Consider the following 15971-nt stretch of genomic DNA (forward strand, 5'->3'; position numbering starts at 1 on the left):
AGCGTCATCCGTGCTGCAGCCAACAAGCAGGGCGAGAAGTGAAAGGACGAGAGCTGAAATCCAGAGCCGGTGGCGTGGAAGTGCTGGTTGCGATGGCTTGGGCTTGCGAGTCATCACTTGTACTCCGGTGCGGGAACTTCAGCCATGATGCGGTCGATCACGGAATCGACGTCGTCGGTCATCGTCAGCAAACGCACGGACAGGACCGGGTGAGCCACCTTGGCAACGTCGCTGGGGGTCACGAAGTCGCGACCTTGCAGCACCGCCCAAGCTTGAGCGATCCGTTGCCACAGCAGCATGCCTCGGGGGCTCACACCGAGCTGAATGGTTGCGTCGTCACGCGTTGCTTCGACCAAGTCAACCAAGTATTCGCGGACTTTCGGGTGGACGGAAATCGTTTGGACGTGTTGCTGCATCCGCCTCAGTTCGGCCAATGAGAGGGTGCTGCTCGGACGGTCATGGGAACTGGTCGCACGGGCAGCGTTTTCCAGAATCCCAAGTTGTGCGGCGCGGTCGGGGTATCCGATTTGAAGCTTGATCGTGAACCGATCCAGTTGGGCTTCGGGCAATGGATAGGCGCCGTGTGAGTCGATCGGATTCTGCGTCGCGATCACAAAGAACGTGTCCGAGAGTGAGTGCGGGACCGCATCGATCGTGACCTGCCGTTCCGCCATCGCTTCCAGCAAGGCGCTCTGGGTACGTGGCGTTGTTCGGTTCAGCTCATCCGCCAAGAGCACGTCGGAGAACACGGGACCGGGATGGAACTCGAACTCCCGAGTTTTTTGGTTGAAGAGATTGAACCCCGTCACGTCGGTCGGCAACAAGTCCGGCGTGCACTGGATCCGGGCCAGTCGGCCTCCCAAGCAATCCGCGAGGGCTTTCGCCAGCGTTGTCTTGCCCGTTCCCGGCAAATCATCCAGCAGCAAGTGGCCTTGTGCGAGCAGGCACGCAATCACCATTTCGATTTGTTCGGACTTGCCCAAAAGGACTCTTCCGAGTTGCTCACGCATCGCCTGCAGGGCGGCTTGTGTTTCGTGTTCGTGTTCTGTTGCCACACTCATGCGGTTGTCTCACTTGGAATCGATTTCAATTGTTTGGTTTTCAATCCGCGAACAACCGAGCTGAGTTGGCGACGATCGATCGGTGTCGGTGCGCCAAAGACGGCTTGGTCAGCCACATCGCAGAATTGCTGGACGTGATCGTGGAGGCCAACGTCACGGGCGACCAAGGATTCCAACCAATCACGTTGCGGTTTCCCCGTCGGACGAGCTTTGCCAATCAAGCGGGCTCGCGTTTCCACGATCCGCATGGCGATTCGCAATTGGTGTTTCGAGGGCAGCAACAACGACAGCGACCAGATGGTTGCCAGCAACCACTCGATCCAAATCAACCGCGTGAGGAATATCACGGCACCGATTGCGATGAGGAGGCAGCCATGGATCCAATGCGCTGCCGCAAAGCGTTTGGTGCTCAGCCACAAAGACGGCGTGTAGATGGGTGATTGGTACCCCGGTGTGGGTTCCAGTTCGAACCAGCGTCCGTCGTCGAGTTGGATCTCCACCCAAACGTGAACGTCCTCGGGGGTGATGTTTGCATGTCCCGCGGTGAAGTCGTAGGAGTCCGGACGAACATAGAACCCGGTCACCAGTCGGGATTGCAATCCGATTTCACGTGCTTGGAGTGCTGCTGCGGTCGCGAATAGGTGATCGCCACCGCGGCGGCTTTCCAAGAATTCTTCGACTGGGTTGTCGGTCAGGCTCGCGGTGTTGCGATCGAACGTGAACTCCGTTCGCAATCGGTGGACGATGGCTTGCAGTTGTTCGTATGGGTGCGGCGTGGAAGCTGGATCCAGCGTTGGATGTCCCTCGACTTCGGTGACACATCGTGGAAGCCGTTCCCACAGTTCATCTTCCATCACCTGGATCGAAGCCAGGTTCACAACCGTCAGGGGCGGGATCTTGTCGCGTTCGGGCATGAACAACGAACCATCGTTGGTGATGCCAAAGAAGTCTTGGCGGTTGATGTCTTTGATATGCAGTCCTGCCGTCATCATCGGTGACGGAAACCGCGTTGAATCGAGACGCAATACCTTCAGCAAGTTGACCGACACCAGGTCGCTGTTGCTGAACGCTCTGGATTTTATGTGTGGGTCGAAGAACCAAACATGTTGATCAATCTCCTGTCGGCTGAGTTGATTGTTGAAGTGATCGGCTGAGTTGGTCCAGTCAACACCATCGAAGGTGTCGAAGCGTTCCATCGCCAATCGAATGCCGGTGGGTCCGTCCCACTGAATCACCGCGTTTTCTTTTGCATCTTCGAAGTGGTGATGTTTCTTCGGTGGCATTCGATCGGTGCTGAAAGAGGCCCCGCCTTTTTCACTTTTGGCGGCTTGATCGTGCGTCGGGATCAGGTTCTCGCTGCCCATCGCTTGGCGACGATCCCATTTCATTTTTTGCTTGGGTTCTCCAATCATTTCGTTGACCATGTCGAACAGCGACGACTCAGTGGATTCCAAGAAGATCTCCGATTCGACCGCGCCGAAGGACTCGGCATGATCCTTCGCTGCGATCGCAGCGTCGCCTGTTCCAATGCCAGAGCGTGCTGCCGGGTCGGACCACTTGGATCCTCCGCTGGTGGGCATCACACCGTTGGTCATTCGATTGGCTGGACCGACGCGATCGCGAACGACCAGTCCACCGGCAACGCACAACGCAACGGCGACCAGCACGCTTGCGGGACGAACGCCCACGGCGGGGCGAACGGAGTCGGGCAAGCAGACGTCGAGTTTTTCCCAGTGATTGGCAACCAAGTGCCAAACGCAAACGCTCATCCAGGCAACCGCCAGCCAGACGGCGTGTGGGTGTTCGGAAATGGACGTGGCAAACAGCACCAGGAAACCACTGGCAACCAAGGACATCGATCGGGTTCGATCGGTGGTTGCCGCGATGGCAACGGCCAACGAGACCGAACCAAATGCCGAGAGAGCGGACATCTCAAACGCGATTGGCGAACCGAATGCTCGGGCCAGGGTTGCGAACAGGACGGGGGTGATTGCGAGCAGCGTCGTAGCGGAGCTCGTCACGAGTTTCGATCTGCCTGATTCCACACCGAAAGTCTTGACGACTTCCGCTACGGCCAGGAGAACCAACAACGTTCCCATCTCCGTCAGAAACCAGAGCTTTGATTCAACAAAGAATCGCAGCGGCACAACGGCGACGATCGCAAGGATTGCGAGCAGGATGATTTCGGTTCGTTTACGCGGCGACGTCAGCATCACGCACCTCCGTCCAGAAGTCGCCGATTTGCTGCGCCAACGCACCGCTCGATGCGATTTGTTTCGTCACCGATCGCCCACCTGCCCGGCGGCCGCCCCGCGGGTCAATCACCTGCACGACTTCGCACCCAGGGGGATCGGTCGCGAACTCGATTCGGGCGTGTTTGCTGATCCGTTTTCGTTGGATGGGGGCAACGATTCCATCGGCGGGGATCTCGGTGAGTGCGTTGAGAATCTGCTGCCTGCCTTTGGCGCCATGTGGCAAAGACAAACTTTGCGGGCCAATCGTGACACGCATTGGCACCCCGGTTTGGTGCAGATTGATCAAGACACTGGCCGCCATGCGAATGCGATTGGCCAGCCGTTCACGCCCGACGGATTCAGATTGCTCCTCTTCGGAGAGTGTCGTGGAGGCGGAGGGGGAAATGGCAGTGTCGACAAACACATCCAGTTCCACCGACTGCGGTCCGCCACGTTCGGTCACGACCAACGTGTCCACTCTGGCGGATGCGACCCAGTTGATGTGCTTGGCCGAATCGCCGCGGCGATAGTCTCTCACGCCGACAAAGTCGCCGCTTCGACCGCCGAGATTTCCGTCGCCGTGATCGGTGCTGGTCAGACCGATGATCGGGCAAACGCCTTGCACCGGATAAACCTTCGGCCAGACCGTGAGCGACTTCGTCGTGGACAGCTTTCGCCGTGCGGTCCAAATTCCAAATGGAAACGAGCAGGCAACGGAAGGCGATTGAATGGGGTAATGGCCTCGCAGTGTCGGATTGACGGTGATGCCAAAGTCACTGACGCACATCGGTGGCACACAAGCGAGTCCGACCGTGGGAACCGCTTCATCACCTTCACAATCCAGGTAGCCTTCGACGGACAATCCCCAAACTGGAATGGGAAGCCGATTGCGAACCGAGACAAGCATTCGGCATGCATCCCCCTCATGAACGCAATTTGTTTCGGGCCGCAGTTCGCATCTCGTAACGGACACGGCCACCAACGGCCAGGCCATCCCGACGACCATGATCGCGGACAAGGACGCGGCCAGGACCCAACCGATGGGACTCAAGTACAAACCGACGATCACGCTGATCGCGGTTGCCAGAACGAACCAACCGATTGGCTCTTTGAGCCAGTAAACAAAACGATTCGCCCAGGGGCAAAAATCGGTCGTCAGCATGCGTGATAACCAACTCGCCGACCTGGGAACTTCATGGACAATGGCCATGGAAGCGCACCTTGGGTACGGAAGCGAAACAGGGGGAAACAATCGCGAAGCGTTAGACGCTCGGCGGACCCCGTACCCAGTGGAGGTTGGACGCGGTGTTGGGAACGAACGCGGTGTCGGCCAGCACGATCTCGCGGCTGGCGGTCAGTGGTTCGAACTGAACCAGCGTGTCCCAAAGCAAGGCGGCATGACGCGACCCAAAGAAGCTCTGGCAAATCGAGCAGCGATCCGAATCGTGCGGCTCTGTCGGTTGATTCGAGTCGGACTCGGCTGAACAATCATCTGCGTCGCTCTGGCAAGTGACTTCGCTTTCACCGTGGTTCGCGTGACCATGATGGCAGCAACTGTGCCCACTGTGATCATGCGTGGAGCCAGCGTCAGTCAGGCGATGTGAGTCTGCCAGGCAATGCGATTCGCCATGAGAATGCCCACTCGGATGACATTCAACGGCACAGCAACCCGCGGTGTGTGACGAGCACCCCACGTGAACCCAACCTGCAGCGTTGCCGAACAGCAACGCAGCCAGAGTCAAGTAAACGGTGAAGATGCGAAACGACGCCAAGAGTCGGTTGCCAACGTTGAAAAGCGGAAGAAGCTTGAAGCAATGCAGATTGATTCAAGCGGGAATCAACGGTCCGACCAAGGATGCCATGATTGTTCTCGCGATGTTACGGCTTGTCATTTGAAATGGTTCAGAGCGTCAGTCCGTTGAGTGACTGGAGGGATGAGCGAATCGGTCGCCTGCCCACGACATGCGATCCGAATCTGATTGCAATTGCTCGTGACGGACAAAAGCGATGAAGTCTGCAAGTTTTGAATGATGAACTTGACGAACGGAAGGGTTGTAGTCATCGTACTAGGCAGCAATCGTCTTTGGTCGGACCACTTTGCCACAATCAAAATCTCTTTGAATCGAACGTCGCTTTCATGACTTCGCTGTTCCGGCCCCTCGTCGCTAGCCTGCTCTGCAGCCTGATCGTTCTCGGTCAGGCTCCGGCTTGGTTGCATGTGGCCACCTGTGACAGCGAGTCCCATTCGCAAGTGACGGACTCGGCGAGCGACACGGTTTTCGTTTGCTCGCATGGGTGCTATCACCACGCGACCGCGCCGGACGCATCGGGTTCCGATGCAGACATCGCGGTCCCAGCTTCGCACGATTCGAGCAGCCCTCACGAGCACGATCCCAATACTTGCGGGATTTGCCAATCATTGGCTGCCCCCGTCGGTGTGACTTGGGAATTGGTGGTTGTTCTTCCGGTGGAGTTCGTTTCCGAGCTCACCAGCGTCTCGCCTGCTCGCCTCTTGTCGGCGACTCTTCTTTCGATCCCGCAGCCTCGCGGGCCACCCGCGATCGTTGCTTAGGTTTCGCACTCCGTTCGTGGGATAGGCGTCCAGCCTGTTGTCCCCACATAACGGTTTGGAAGCCTGTTTCAGGATCTCCACCTCGTTTGTTTTGGTGCTCGCTGTTGATCGGTGCGCGCTGATCCAAATGGACTCACGACCCAATACGTCCCGCCGCGCGGCGGTGCGATCGGTCAAACGGTCCGACCAAACCAGATCGGTTGTGCTTCGCGCGGTGGGGCTCCTTGAACAAGACAGATCGTAGTGGACGAGGCAACGAGTCCTCTTGCTCAGGCCTCGTTGCCTCGTCCACTACGAAGAAAGGACAACGTGTGCGGTCTGTTCGTCGCCGCCGCACATGCCTGCATTGGTCATGCAAAACCTTTGGTCAGGCGACAAAACATTTGTTAACAACTCGTTTTCTCAAAGGAAAACACAATGCGTAAGTTTTTGAACAACAAGAAGGGCCAAGGCCTCGTCGAGTACGGTCTGATCATCGCCGGCGTGGCTTTGATCTGTGCCGCTGCCATTTCGGTCTTCGGTCACAAGACCAGCGATTTGATCGGTGCTACCGCAGCGATCCTGCCGGGTGCTCACGCGGACGACAACGGTCCGATGGTCAGCGGGAAGCTCATTGAGACCACAGGTGCGGATACGGGTGAGATCGCTTTGGATGGCGCCACAATCGCAGCTAATACGGACACTGGTCGTCTGGACAATAACGTCTTCGGTGCAACGACCGCTGCTGGTGGCGATGGCTTCGGTGGTTTGGTCGTAGAACCTTAAGTCGAAGTTCAGAACGCATGGAAGCTCAACCCACTCTCGGCGAGTCTCGCTTGCCGCGAGTGGATTCCTAGATGATCCCGAAGGGATCCAAGATGGTAGCCGGGGGTCGCGAAGCGAACCCCCGGTCCATCGTCCAGCACACAAGCGTGACCCCGGAGGGGTCAAAGAAGACTCGCACCGATCTTCGACCCCGACGGGGTCGTTTCGGCACGAGGAGAACCGTTCTCGGGGGTCTGCTTCGCAACCCCCGGCTACTTTCCATCACCGCTCTGCGGTAGTCCGTAGGCCAAAAACTTTCAGCCTTTCAACTTCAATCGTTTGTTCATCACCATCGCCCTTGTTGTGTTTGCCTTGCTTGCGATCGCAACCGCTTGCGACCTTCGCACGCGAGAGATTCCGGATTGGATCTCGGTGTCGATCGGCAGCGTTGCCGTTATCAGTTCGCTGTTGGGCTGGCTTGGACTGTCGATCGTCTGGGTGCTGGCGGGCGGAGTCGTCGGACTTGCGATCGCGTACGCCTTGTTTCGATTTGCGAAGCTCGGCGGTGGAGATGGAAAGCTTCTCATTTCGCTGGGGATGTTGGTGGGACCCGTGGGGATTTTGATTGTGTTGTTTGGAATGGCCATCGCCGGTGGCGTGCTCTCGCTGATCGCGATGCTTCGCGGCGAGCGAGACTACGCCTATGTGCCCGCCATCGCGGCGGGGTTTGTTGGCTACGTCGGTTTCGTTCACTTCCTCGTCTGACTCGAAAAGGATTGTTCCTATGTTGAAAATCGCACTTGCCTTGGCCGTTGCGTTTGTTTCGCTGACCTCGAATGTCGTCGCTTCGGCTGACGATCACGCTGGCATGAAGCAGGAACACCAGTCCGCTCACCTGCAACACGACCAATGGGCTGCTGAACACGCCAAGTGGCGTGCCGAACACATGCGAGCCTTGGCCATGATGGCCAAGCTGCAAGCGAAGATCTACGAACACGAAGCGGAATTGATCGAGCACGATGAAGCGATGCGTGCTCATGAAGATCACGCGATGCATCATGGCGAGGAGATCGCCCATCACGAGCATGATGGCGACGCGAGCAATCACGAGGCTCTGGAAAAGGAGCACAAGAATTTCTCGGCCAAGCATGCTGCGATGGCGAAGAAACACGACGCGGTGAAAGATGGCCACAAAGAGTTGCACGATTTGCTGCACAAATTCTTCGACGCAATGAAGAGCGTTCAATAGTGCGAAGTCGCTGCCACAAACGATCCGGTCAAGCACTCGTCGAGTTTGGACTCGTCGCGTTGGTGCTGTACATGCTGGTGGGTGGCGCGATCACGTTCGGCATCTGGATTTATGCGGCGGGGCAAATTCAACAAGCGGCCAATGTGGGCGCCCGGGAGCTTTCGCAAACGCCGCTGCCTTTTGATGAGACGTTCGAGGATGCACTCGATCAGAAAATCGTCCGCCAGCGAATCTATGACGATCGCTGGTTGGTGATCGATCTAACGAAGTTGAAAGAAGAGAAGCCAGGCCACGATTTCTTTACCTATGTCGTGCCGCAAATGCCGCTGTTGAATCAACAGTTGGCGGTGCTTTATGTGCTCGAGACTTTCGATCATGACAACGACGACGCCACTCCGCCAAAGCGATTGATGCGGTATCCCGGTGCGTTGTTGAATCGCTCCCAAGGTGAGTCCGATGAGTCGGGGATCGAGTATCCCGACTATCTCGCGGAAGATTACGTCGTTCAGATCCCTCTCGTTGTCGAGAGAAAAGAAGGCCACAACAACGGTGGTGGTGCCGAGCGAATTCGTTGGGTGTGTGTGGTCGAGGAAGTTGATGATCCCGATACCAACCCCGAACCATTTTCTCTCGAAAATTCAAATCAAGACATGCGAGGCGTCGTGGCACTTCGTGTTCACTACCCCGCCCAGTCGACTTGGTTGAGCAGCTACCAAGACCGTGGTGCGTTTGTATCAAACGCCGGTGACCCCAATGCAGCCGACGATGATGCGGTTGAATCGCTCAACTCTGAAGCGATGAAGGGCACGTTATTCGATAGCAAGCCGCTCGTCTTTGAGAACTCTCTGGGCGAATCGGTCTACGCAGGAACTTACGGGGGTAAGTATGGGCTCGGTATTCATGGAGCGATGACCAGCCCCGAATTGACAGGCGATGCGATCGGCATTCGCCCGTACCGGCGAGTGCTCGTGTCACACGCCATTTTTCGCAGGGAAGTGTTTTTACCCTCCATTGAAGCGACTCCATAAAAGGGGTGTGAACGAAGTTGCGTGTTCCCAGGCGAAGGGACTCGTTGCCTCATCCACTACCATCGAAAACTTCCATCATGCGAAAACAAAAATCATCCTTCGGGCTCATCAAAATCTTGCTGGCGATGTTGCTGGTCCTCGTGGTTCTCGGCGGTGGCCTGATCGCATCGCTGTTTGCTGCCGGTGTGCCAATGGAACGGCTTGCGTTCTGGCGTGTCGACGAAACTCGGCCTGACACGATCTCGCTGCCCATGAACTGGCAGACGATTCCGGCTTACAGCAAAGTCTCTCGCGGCGATTTGGTGGATCCCCGCACGGGCGGCATCCATGGGGTGGAAATTCCACTGACAGCGCTCGGGGGCATGAGTGCAACGATGACGGATGGCGATGGGGGGCTGGTCGACAAACGAATTGAACTCGCTCAGCGGACCGACGAGGGGATCGTCTTGCAACTCGAAGATGGATCGGTCGTCACCAGTCGCCAATTGGTGAAACTGGGGGGCGCGTTCACGCAGGCAACGGACATCATCGGCCGGGTCGTCAAGAGCGACAAGTCGTCCGGATTTGCGTTCGCCGAAGCCAACTTTTTCGAGCGTGGGACGCCGGCAGGTTTAGCGGGTGCGACTCCCCCAGGCATGCGTGCGATGACGTTGGAAGCCGCTCAGCTCGCCGGTGTGCATCGTATCAGCATGGGCGAACAGATCGACTTGGTGGCCAATATCCCGCTGCAGAAACTCAGCCGCTTTGAGTTCTCGACTGGCAGTCAATTGCCTGGGGCAGAGTTGGTGGCGGATGCGGGACGCGCCAATCGTGACCAAGAAAAGGAGACGACCGCGCGGTTGGTCGCTCGGCAAGCGGTGGTGCTGACCCCAGTCGTCAAGCGAGTCAGCACCGAAACATCGGCTTCGCTTTCACAAGGCAAACGACTGTTGAGCGTGCCGGTGGAGGAAGTGGTGTTGGCTGTCGCTGCAGAAGACGTTTCCGCGGTCACGTCCGCGTTGGAATTGGGGGCAACAGTCAACGTCTTGGTCCGCAGCGGTCGAGTCGACACAAACGAATCGTCGGTGGATGTTCCCGAGGGCATGGTGGCGGTTCCGATTCCCGGGCAAACCTTGTTGGCCTACCAAACCATTCGTCCGACCAGCTTTGAAGATCCGGCGACAGCTTACGTGCGAACGATCCAGGTGCCCGTGGAAACGGCGAGTCAATCGAACTGGATCACGGATCTTTCGGACTTGGTGGGGCGAATTCCACGTCACGATTTGCCGGCCACCGTGCCGATCCAGGAGGGCGACTTGATGCCGGCAGGCACGATGACGGGATTGTCTGGTGCGACGCCGCCGGGAAGGGTCTTGTTCTTTCTCGATACCGAGGGACTGATCGGTGGGGATGCATTCGAGTTCGGTCAGCACTTGGATCTCGTGGCCAGCCGGACGGAAGATCAACCGCGGGGGGGCAATCGAGGCGGATTTGCCAACGTGACGCTCACGGATGCTCAGCGGACTCGCGTGGAACCGATTGCGGACGATGTCATTGTCGTGATGCCGACCCGATCCCCTGGCAATCCGACGGGCAGGAAATCGAAGGACTCGAAGGACTCGAAGGATTCCGAGTCGCCCAAGTTGATCGTCGCGGTTCGTCCCGATCAGGTCGCTCAGTTGGAATACGCCGTCGCGGTTGGTTCCAGTTTGCGAGCGACGGTCCGGTCGGCCAGTTCGCGGGTCGACGCGTTGGATTTGGTGAGCGACACGCCGCAACGAGTGACCGTGATGAAGTTCGATCCGCTTTCGGATGCCAAGCGAACCGATATTTTCGTCGGCGGTTCGCGAGAAGCCCAGTTGTTTGGGGCGGGAGAATGAGAGGGGGCGATATGAGTTCCCGCGATTGGGAATTGAGTTCGTTTTCGATCTCGGCGTTGGTGCGGAGTGGAAGTCTTCGACCCCTTCGGGGCCGGGATTTGCGTTGTGCCGTTCGACCCGTGGGTTCGCTTCGCGACCCACGGCTACCCTCTTGGATCCCTCCGGGATCGTTGCGTTGGAGTCACCGCGAGGCGGTGAAAGAAGGTAGCCGGGAGTCGCGCCGCTCGCTCTGGGAACGTCTTCGACCCCTTCGGGGCCGGGAGGCATGTTGTATTACTCTACCCGTGGGTTCGCTTCGCGACCCACGGCTACCCTCTTGGATCCCTCCGGGATCGTTGAGTTGGAGTCACCGCGAAGCGGTTCATTGCTGGAGCCCAGCCCACCGCGAAGCGGTGAAAGAAGGTAGCCGGGGGTCGCGAAGCGAACCCCCGGAACATCACGCAACGTGCCGGCCTGGCCCCGGAGGGGGCAAAGAACCATCGCGCACTTCAATCCAAGTATCTCGGGTCGTACTTCACTCCAGCTCGATCGAGCATTTCGATCAGTTCCTCTCGGAACGTTCGCTTGCGATGGTGTTCGTCTTGGTTTTCGATGTATCGCCGAACCTCGGGGATGGCCGACGGGCTGAGCGAAAACACGGCGTAGTCGTCTTGCCATTGGAAGGGCGGGTAACCGATCTCCTTATGGACCCATCGGCTGGTCGATCCTTTCAATTCTCGCATGAAGTCGGCGATGCAATGCGTTGTCTTGAGTCCGACGAGCAGGTGGACGTGATCATCGACACCACCGACGCAAAGAGGAACGCCGCTGATTTCCTTCACGATTCCTCCCAAATAGGCATGCATCCGATCTCGCCAATCGACCTTGATCCAGGGTTTGCGATGTTTGGTGGAGAAGGTGATGTGGTAGTGCAAGCTATGAAAGGTCGACATGGCGGAGCCTTGGGGCTTGAGTGGCAAGTGACGCCAGTCATTGTAAGGCGGGGGGGCGGTTGTTTGTCGGATCTTCGACCCCTTCAGGGTCGGGCGTCGCGTTTGTACGCCTCGTCCTTGGGTGCCGTGAGTGAACGTCTTCGACCCCGCCGGGGTCGCAAATTGTTTTGGGGCACGTTATCCGTGGGTTCGCTCCGCGACCCACGGCTACCTTCTTGGATCCCTTCGGGATCGTCGAGTGTAGGACACCGCGAAGCGGTTCATTGCTGGATCTCAGCCCACCGCGGAGCGGTGAAAGAAGGTAGCCGGGGGTCGCGAAACGCACCCCCGGAACGTCGTCCAACCTGCCTGCGTGACCCCGGAGGGGTCAAAGAACCTCGGCGTGGAGCCGTGTTGATTCTGGTGGTGATGCTGCTCTTCGCATTGCTGGCGATCGCAGGGTTGTTGATCGATATCGGAATGGCTCGGCTCACCCAGGCTCACATGCAATCGGTTTCTGACGCCGCCGCGATCGAAGGTGGTTGGCAGTTGGCGATGGGGGCCGATAAGGAAACAACGCGAGACGCGGTCGTCCGTCGTGCCGCAGAGATGTCCGAGAGTTGGGGACCGCATCGCATTGAGCTGGAAGATGGTTATGACCTCAACGATGACGGCAAACGGGAGAGCTCCCAAACGATCAAACGAGACACGCTCGGCGATCCCGTTCGTCCGATGCTGGATCCCAATGTCGACAACGACATCGCGGGCGACATCGTGCTCGGTGAGTATATGCGTGGCGAGGTGCCAGACGATTTACCTGGTCAGCCCAGTGGGTACGACCGCAGCCCGGCGTTTGAACCAAACGACGAGGACCCGAATTCGATCTTGGTTCGCCTACGTCGGACGGGCGAAGCCGCCCTCGCAGGAGGCACCTCAGCGGAACGTTTGACGTACCTGTGGAGTCGCGGTTCGCTCCTCGACTTGAGTTTGAAAGGTGATGGCATCGCTGTCCGTAGTGAGTCGATCGCGACGCTGGCTCCGGCGGTGGCGATCGGTCGAGCGTTTGAGAATCCAGTTGGATTGCCATCAGCGAATCAGCTGGCCTTTGACTTTGCAGATTGGCAGGATTCGGGTTTCGCTGATGCTTTCCCAGTGGGATCACTGAAGCAACTTGAAGACTACGATTCAGAATTTGAGGATTGCAATCCACTGTCGATTGGTCACCGAGTCACCGACATTTCTGAAGTGACTTTGCCAGACGAACCGCAATTCTACTCCATGTTTTCTAGCTTCGAAGATGACAATGGCGACGATCTCGATGTCGTCGTTGGTTTTGTTTTTGCGAGAATCACCGAAGACGAAGACGAAGACGAATATCGAGTTGAGATTCTTCGATTCGTCAGCACCGGTAAGTTCGCCAATTTTACGACCGACTTTGATGCTGCTTTGCCGACGCTGCACTATGACGCTCAATCTACTGAGATTGCATCGCAAGTCATTCGCTTTTCACTGGGAAAGCTTTCGGAACGAAACGTCGTTCGTGCCCCAGTCCTGGTCCGCAGTCAACAAATCCAAGGAGGCACGCCATGACGAAGTTTCTCGCCGTCGTTCAATCGGACTCGCTGGAGATTGAACTGGAAGCCGCCACCTCGGCCCTCGAAGGGGATCACTCCCTCGATTTCAGCATCGATCTTTCGTCCGCAATTCACCAGATGCGGCACGATGCACCGGACCTGTTGCTCGTCGAACTATCGGGGTCACGCGAGTCGCTGGACGCGTGGCAGCATGCGATCGAGGTGCACCAGATCACTTGCCCCATCATCGGGATTCTGGATGATGACGCCGACCCCAGCGATGGCTTGTTGGTCGAAGCCGTGCGAGTCGGTTTTCGCGATTTTCTGCGGCGTCCGGCCAGTGCCGGAGAGCTTGCCGGAGTGATCCGGCGTGTCGCCAAGTCGCGTCCCGAATCGGGGCGTCGCGGGCGGTTGTTGGCGGTCGCCAGCACCAAGGGTGGTGTCGGGAAATCCACCATCGCCATCAACACCGCCGTTCACTGGGCCGCGACGACGGACCAGCGAGTCTTGTTGGTTGACGCATCGCTGCAATTGGGGGTCGCGGCCTCGCTCTTGGATCTGACGCCGGACATGACGATCGCCGATGTGGCCGCGATGCAGGATCGACTGGACGCCACGATGCTGCGTGAAGTCACCACGCGGCACGAATCTGGGTTGCACGTTTTGGCGGCGCCGCCGACACCGGCCGATGCATCCGAGGTGGACGACACTTGCATGTCGATCATCCTGGGGGTCGCGAAATCGGCGTTCGATTTGGTGATCGTCGATTCGTTTCCTCTGTTGGACGCGACGACGTTGGCGATCTTCGACCGAGCGGATCACGTCGCGGTGGTCACGGAGAATGTCGTGCCCACGCTGACCGGAACCGCGGCGATGCTGAAGACGTTGGATCAATTGGAGGTTCGCCGAGATCGGCGCTCGTTGATCCTGAATCGGTTTCAGAGTTGTGCGGGGAGCTTGTCGGCCGCCGAAGTGGCGGAGCAACTTGGCGAACCGGTCGCTGCGGTCATCAAATACGATCGTCGTGTTTTGGAAGCCGCGAACCTGGGCCGTCCTGTCATCATGTCACGCGGTTGGTGGGGCGTGGGTGGCTCGATGCGAAAGTTGGCAGATGAGTTGCTCAGGCGGACTGGAACAGAACCTGTCTCGGCCGTTGTCGCGACCGACGGTCCCACAAGCGGGAGTGTGAATTCCGATCAGCTACCCGAGCAGCAGGTCAGCTCATGAGCGACTCGAATCTACGATCTCGGCTGGGCAAGGTTGGACGCCCGACTCGATTGACGACCAGCAAGCCGCAACCGGAACGACTCACCGAAGACACGGCCAAGCAAGCCACTGACCCGGCCCGTCGCGGTCGAGCGGTGACTGTCAAGGGACGTTTGCATGGTCAGTTGCTCGATGACCTGGATCGTCGCGGGTTGCTGACCGCCGACAACGAACAACTCAAGGAGGAAGTCGATGCGTTTGTGGCTGACATTGCTGCCAGTGAGCAGTTGCCACTGAACGATTCGGAACGGTCACGTCTCGCAGCCGACTTGTTGGAAGAAACGCTCGGGTTGGGGCCATTGGCACCGCTGATGGCGGATCCGTCGGTGACCGACATCCTGGTCAACGGCCCGCATCATGTTTTCGTGGAACGATATGGCAAACTGGAACTCACCGAGGTCGAGTTCCGGGATGACGATCACCTGACCCGAATCATCCAGCGAATTGCGACTCGCGTGGGACGCCGGATCGATGAGTCGCAGCCCATGGTGGATGCACGGCTTCCTGATGGCAGTCGTGTCAATGCGACCTTGCCTCCGGTGACCTTGGACGGACCGACGCTATCGATTCGTCGCTTTGGTCGCCGTCGATTGCGGGGGGAGGAACTGCAGCGACTGGGGATGTTCAGTGAAACGATGGCGGAGTTCTTTGCCATCGCCGTTCGGTCCCGTTTGAACATTCTGATCAGTGGGGGAACCGGCAGCGGCAAGAGCACGTTCTTGGGGGCGATCTGTGAGAGCATCCCCGACGATGAACGCGTGGTGACGATTGAAGACGCCGCGGAATTGGTGCTGGATCAACTGCATGTGGTTCGCATGGAAACGCGACCGGCAAATGTCGAAGGGCGTGGCAAAATCACGGCTCGCGATTTGGTGGTCAATGCATTGCGGATGCGTCCTGACCGCATCATTGTCGGCGAAGTTCGCGCCGGCGAAACGCTGGACATGTTGCAGGCTATGAACACAGGGCACGATGGTTCACTGACGACGGTTCACGCCAACAGCCCTCGCGATGCGATCTCACGATTGTCGACGATGGTTTTGATGAGCGGCATGGAGTTGCCGCCCACGGCGATTCGCGAACAGATTGTCTCGGCAATTGATTTGATCTTTCACGTCCGTCGTTATGAAGACGGCGTGCGTCGGGTTGAGTCGGTCGATGAATTGGTCGGGTTGGAAGGCAGCACGCCCCAGTTGCAACAGATCTTTCGGTTCAACGTTTCCGGTCGCAAGGGAAAGCGTTTGCAAGGAACGCACGTGGCCACGGGAACGGTGCCGCGTTTGGTCGAGAAGCTGCATGCTCGAGCGATCGATGTGCCGACCTCGTGGTTTGAAAAAGTGGAGCGTTGAATGGTTTCATGGATCGCCGGTGCTGGTTCCCAGGCTCTGCCTAGGAATCCACCGAATGGCAGGCTCCTGCCTACTGAGCACGGGGCGGTGGAGGCAGGAGCCTCCGAAGCAGTGCGTTCCCAGG

Annotated in this window: 14 protein-coding genes; 10 read left to right on the forward strand and 4 right to left on the reverse strand. The window is 58.0% G+C overall.

Translation table 11 applies throughout. The features are described 5' to 3' along the window. Positions 1-113 precede the first annotated feature (113 nt). Genes UH5x_RS21415 through UH5x_RS21425 form a run of 3 tightly spaced genes read right to left on the reverse strand, consistent with a single transcriptional unit; the run spans position 114 to position 4457 of the window. Positions 114-1061: an AAA family ATPase gene (locus UH5x_RS21415; protein WP_047813206.1), complete on the reverse strand. Its 948-nt coding sequence runs from the start codon at positions 1059-1061 to the stop codon at positions 114-116. Beyond that, positions 1058-3274, reverse strand: a complete 2217-nt coding sequence (locus tag UH5x_RS21420) for a transglutaminase-like domain-containing protein (protein ID WP_482633613.1) — start codon at positions 3272-3274, stop codon at positions 1058-1060. The genes UH5x_RS21415 and UH5x_RS21420 overlap by 4 nt, the downstream gene beginning before the upstream one ends. Next, entirely contained in the window at positions 3255-4457 is a 1203-nt protein-coding gene (locus UH5x_RS21425) for a DUF58 domain-containing protein (RefSeq protein WP_482633614.1), read from the reverse strand. Before UH5x_RS21425 ends, UH5x_RS21420 begins: the two co-directional genes overlap by 20 nt. Here UH5x_RS21425 and UH5x_RS21430 point away from each other — a divergent pair. The 7 genes from UH5x_RS21430 (at position 4456) to UH5x_RS21460 (ending at position 10747) form a co-directional block, all read left to right on the forward strand. After that, the gene (locus tag UH5x_RS21430; protein WP_482633615.1) at positions 4456-4779 is read left to right on the forward strand and encodes a hypothetical protein; all 324 of its coding nucleotides are present in this window, start codon (positions 4456-4458) and stop codon (positions 4777-4779) included. The two genes, UH5x_RS21425 and UH5x_RS21430, sit on opposite strands and share 2 nt — an antisense overlap. Positions 4780-5432: 653 nt before the next feature. Then, positions 5433-5867 carry a DUF2946 family protein gene (locus UH5x_RS21435; protein ID WP_482633616.1) on the forward strand — a complete coding sequence of 145 codons (435 nt, stop codon included), beginning with the start codon at positions 5433-5435 and terminating at the stop codon, positions 5865-5867. Positions 5868-6284: 417 nt separating this feature from the next. Beyond that, on the forward strand, positions 6285-6632 hold the full coding sequence (locus UH5x_RS21440) for a Flp family type IVb pilin (RefSeq protein WP_283433065.1): 348 nt from the start codon (positions 6285-6287) through the stop codon (positions 6630-6632). Between the two features lie 342 nt (positions 6633-6974). Continuing rightward, complete coding sequence (locus UH5x_RS21445) at positions 6975-7376, forward strand: A24 family peptidase (protein WP_482633617.1); 402 nt, start codon at positions 6975-6977, stop codon at positions 7374-7376. Positions 7377-7395: 19 nt separating this feature from the next. Further along, a complete protein-coding gene (locus UH5x_RS21450; protein WP_482633618.1) occupies positions 7396-7860 on the forward strand; it encodes a hypothetical protein in 465 nt (154 codons plus the stop codon). Then, positions 7860-8888 carry a TadE/TadG family type IV pilus assembly protein gene (locus UH5x_RS21455; protein WP_482633619.1) on the forward strand — a complete coding sequence of 343 codons (1029 nt, stop codon included), beginning with the start codon at positions 7860-7862 and terminating at the stop codon, positions 8886-8888. The genes UH5x_RS21450 and UH5x_RS21455 overlap by 1 nt, the downstream gene beginning before the upstream one ends. A gap of 77 nt (positions 8889-8965) precedes the next feature. Next, on the forward strand, positions 8966-10747 hold the full coding sequence (locus tag UH5x_RS21460) for a hypothetical protein (RefSeq protein WP_482633620.1): 1782 nt from the start codon (positions 8966-8968) through the stop codon (positions 10745-10747). 488 nt (positions 10748-11235) lie between these two features. Here UH5x_RS21460 and tnpA read toward each other — a convergent pair whose 3' ends face one another. Then, entirely contained in the window at positions 11236-11679 is a 444-nt protein-coding gene (gene tnpA, locus UH5x_RS21465) for an IS200/IS605 family transposase (RefSeq protein WP_482633621.1), read from the reverse strand. A gap of 390 nt (positions 11680-12069) precedes the next feature. Here tnpA and UH5x_RS21470 point away from each other — a divergent pair, with 390 nt between their 5' ends. The 3 genes from UH5x_RS21470 to UH5x_RS21480 are packed head-to-tail and all read left to right on the forward strand — an operon-like array spanning position 12070 to position 15847. Further along, complete coding sequence (locus UH5x_RS21470) at positions 12070-13248, forward strand: pilus assembly protein TadG-related protein (RefSeq protein WP_482633622.1); 1179 nt, start codon at positions 12070-12072, stop codon at positions 13246-13248. Continuing rightward, complete coding sequence (locus tag UH5x_RS21475; protein WP_482633623.1) at positions 13245-14459, forward strand: CpaE/TadZ family protein; 1215 nt, start codon at positions 13245-13247, stop codon at positions 14457-14459. Before UH5x_RS21470 ends, UH5x_RS21475 begins: the two co-directional genes overlap by 4 nt. Next, positions 14456-15847 carry a TadA family conjugal transfer-associated ATPase gene (locus UH5x_RS21480; protein ID WP_047813195.1) on the forward strand — a complete coding sequence of 464 codons (1392 nt, stop codon included), beginning with the start codon at positions 14456-14458 and terminating at the stop codon, positions 15845-15847. Before UH5x_RS21475 ends, UH5x_RS21480 begins: the two co-directional genes overlap by 4 nt. The last annotated feature ends 124 nt before the right edge of the window (positions 15848-15971 follow it).

The organism is Rhodopirellula sp. UH5 (assembly GCF_056839225.1).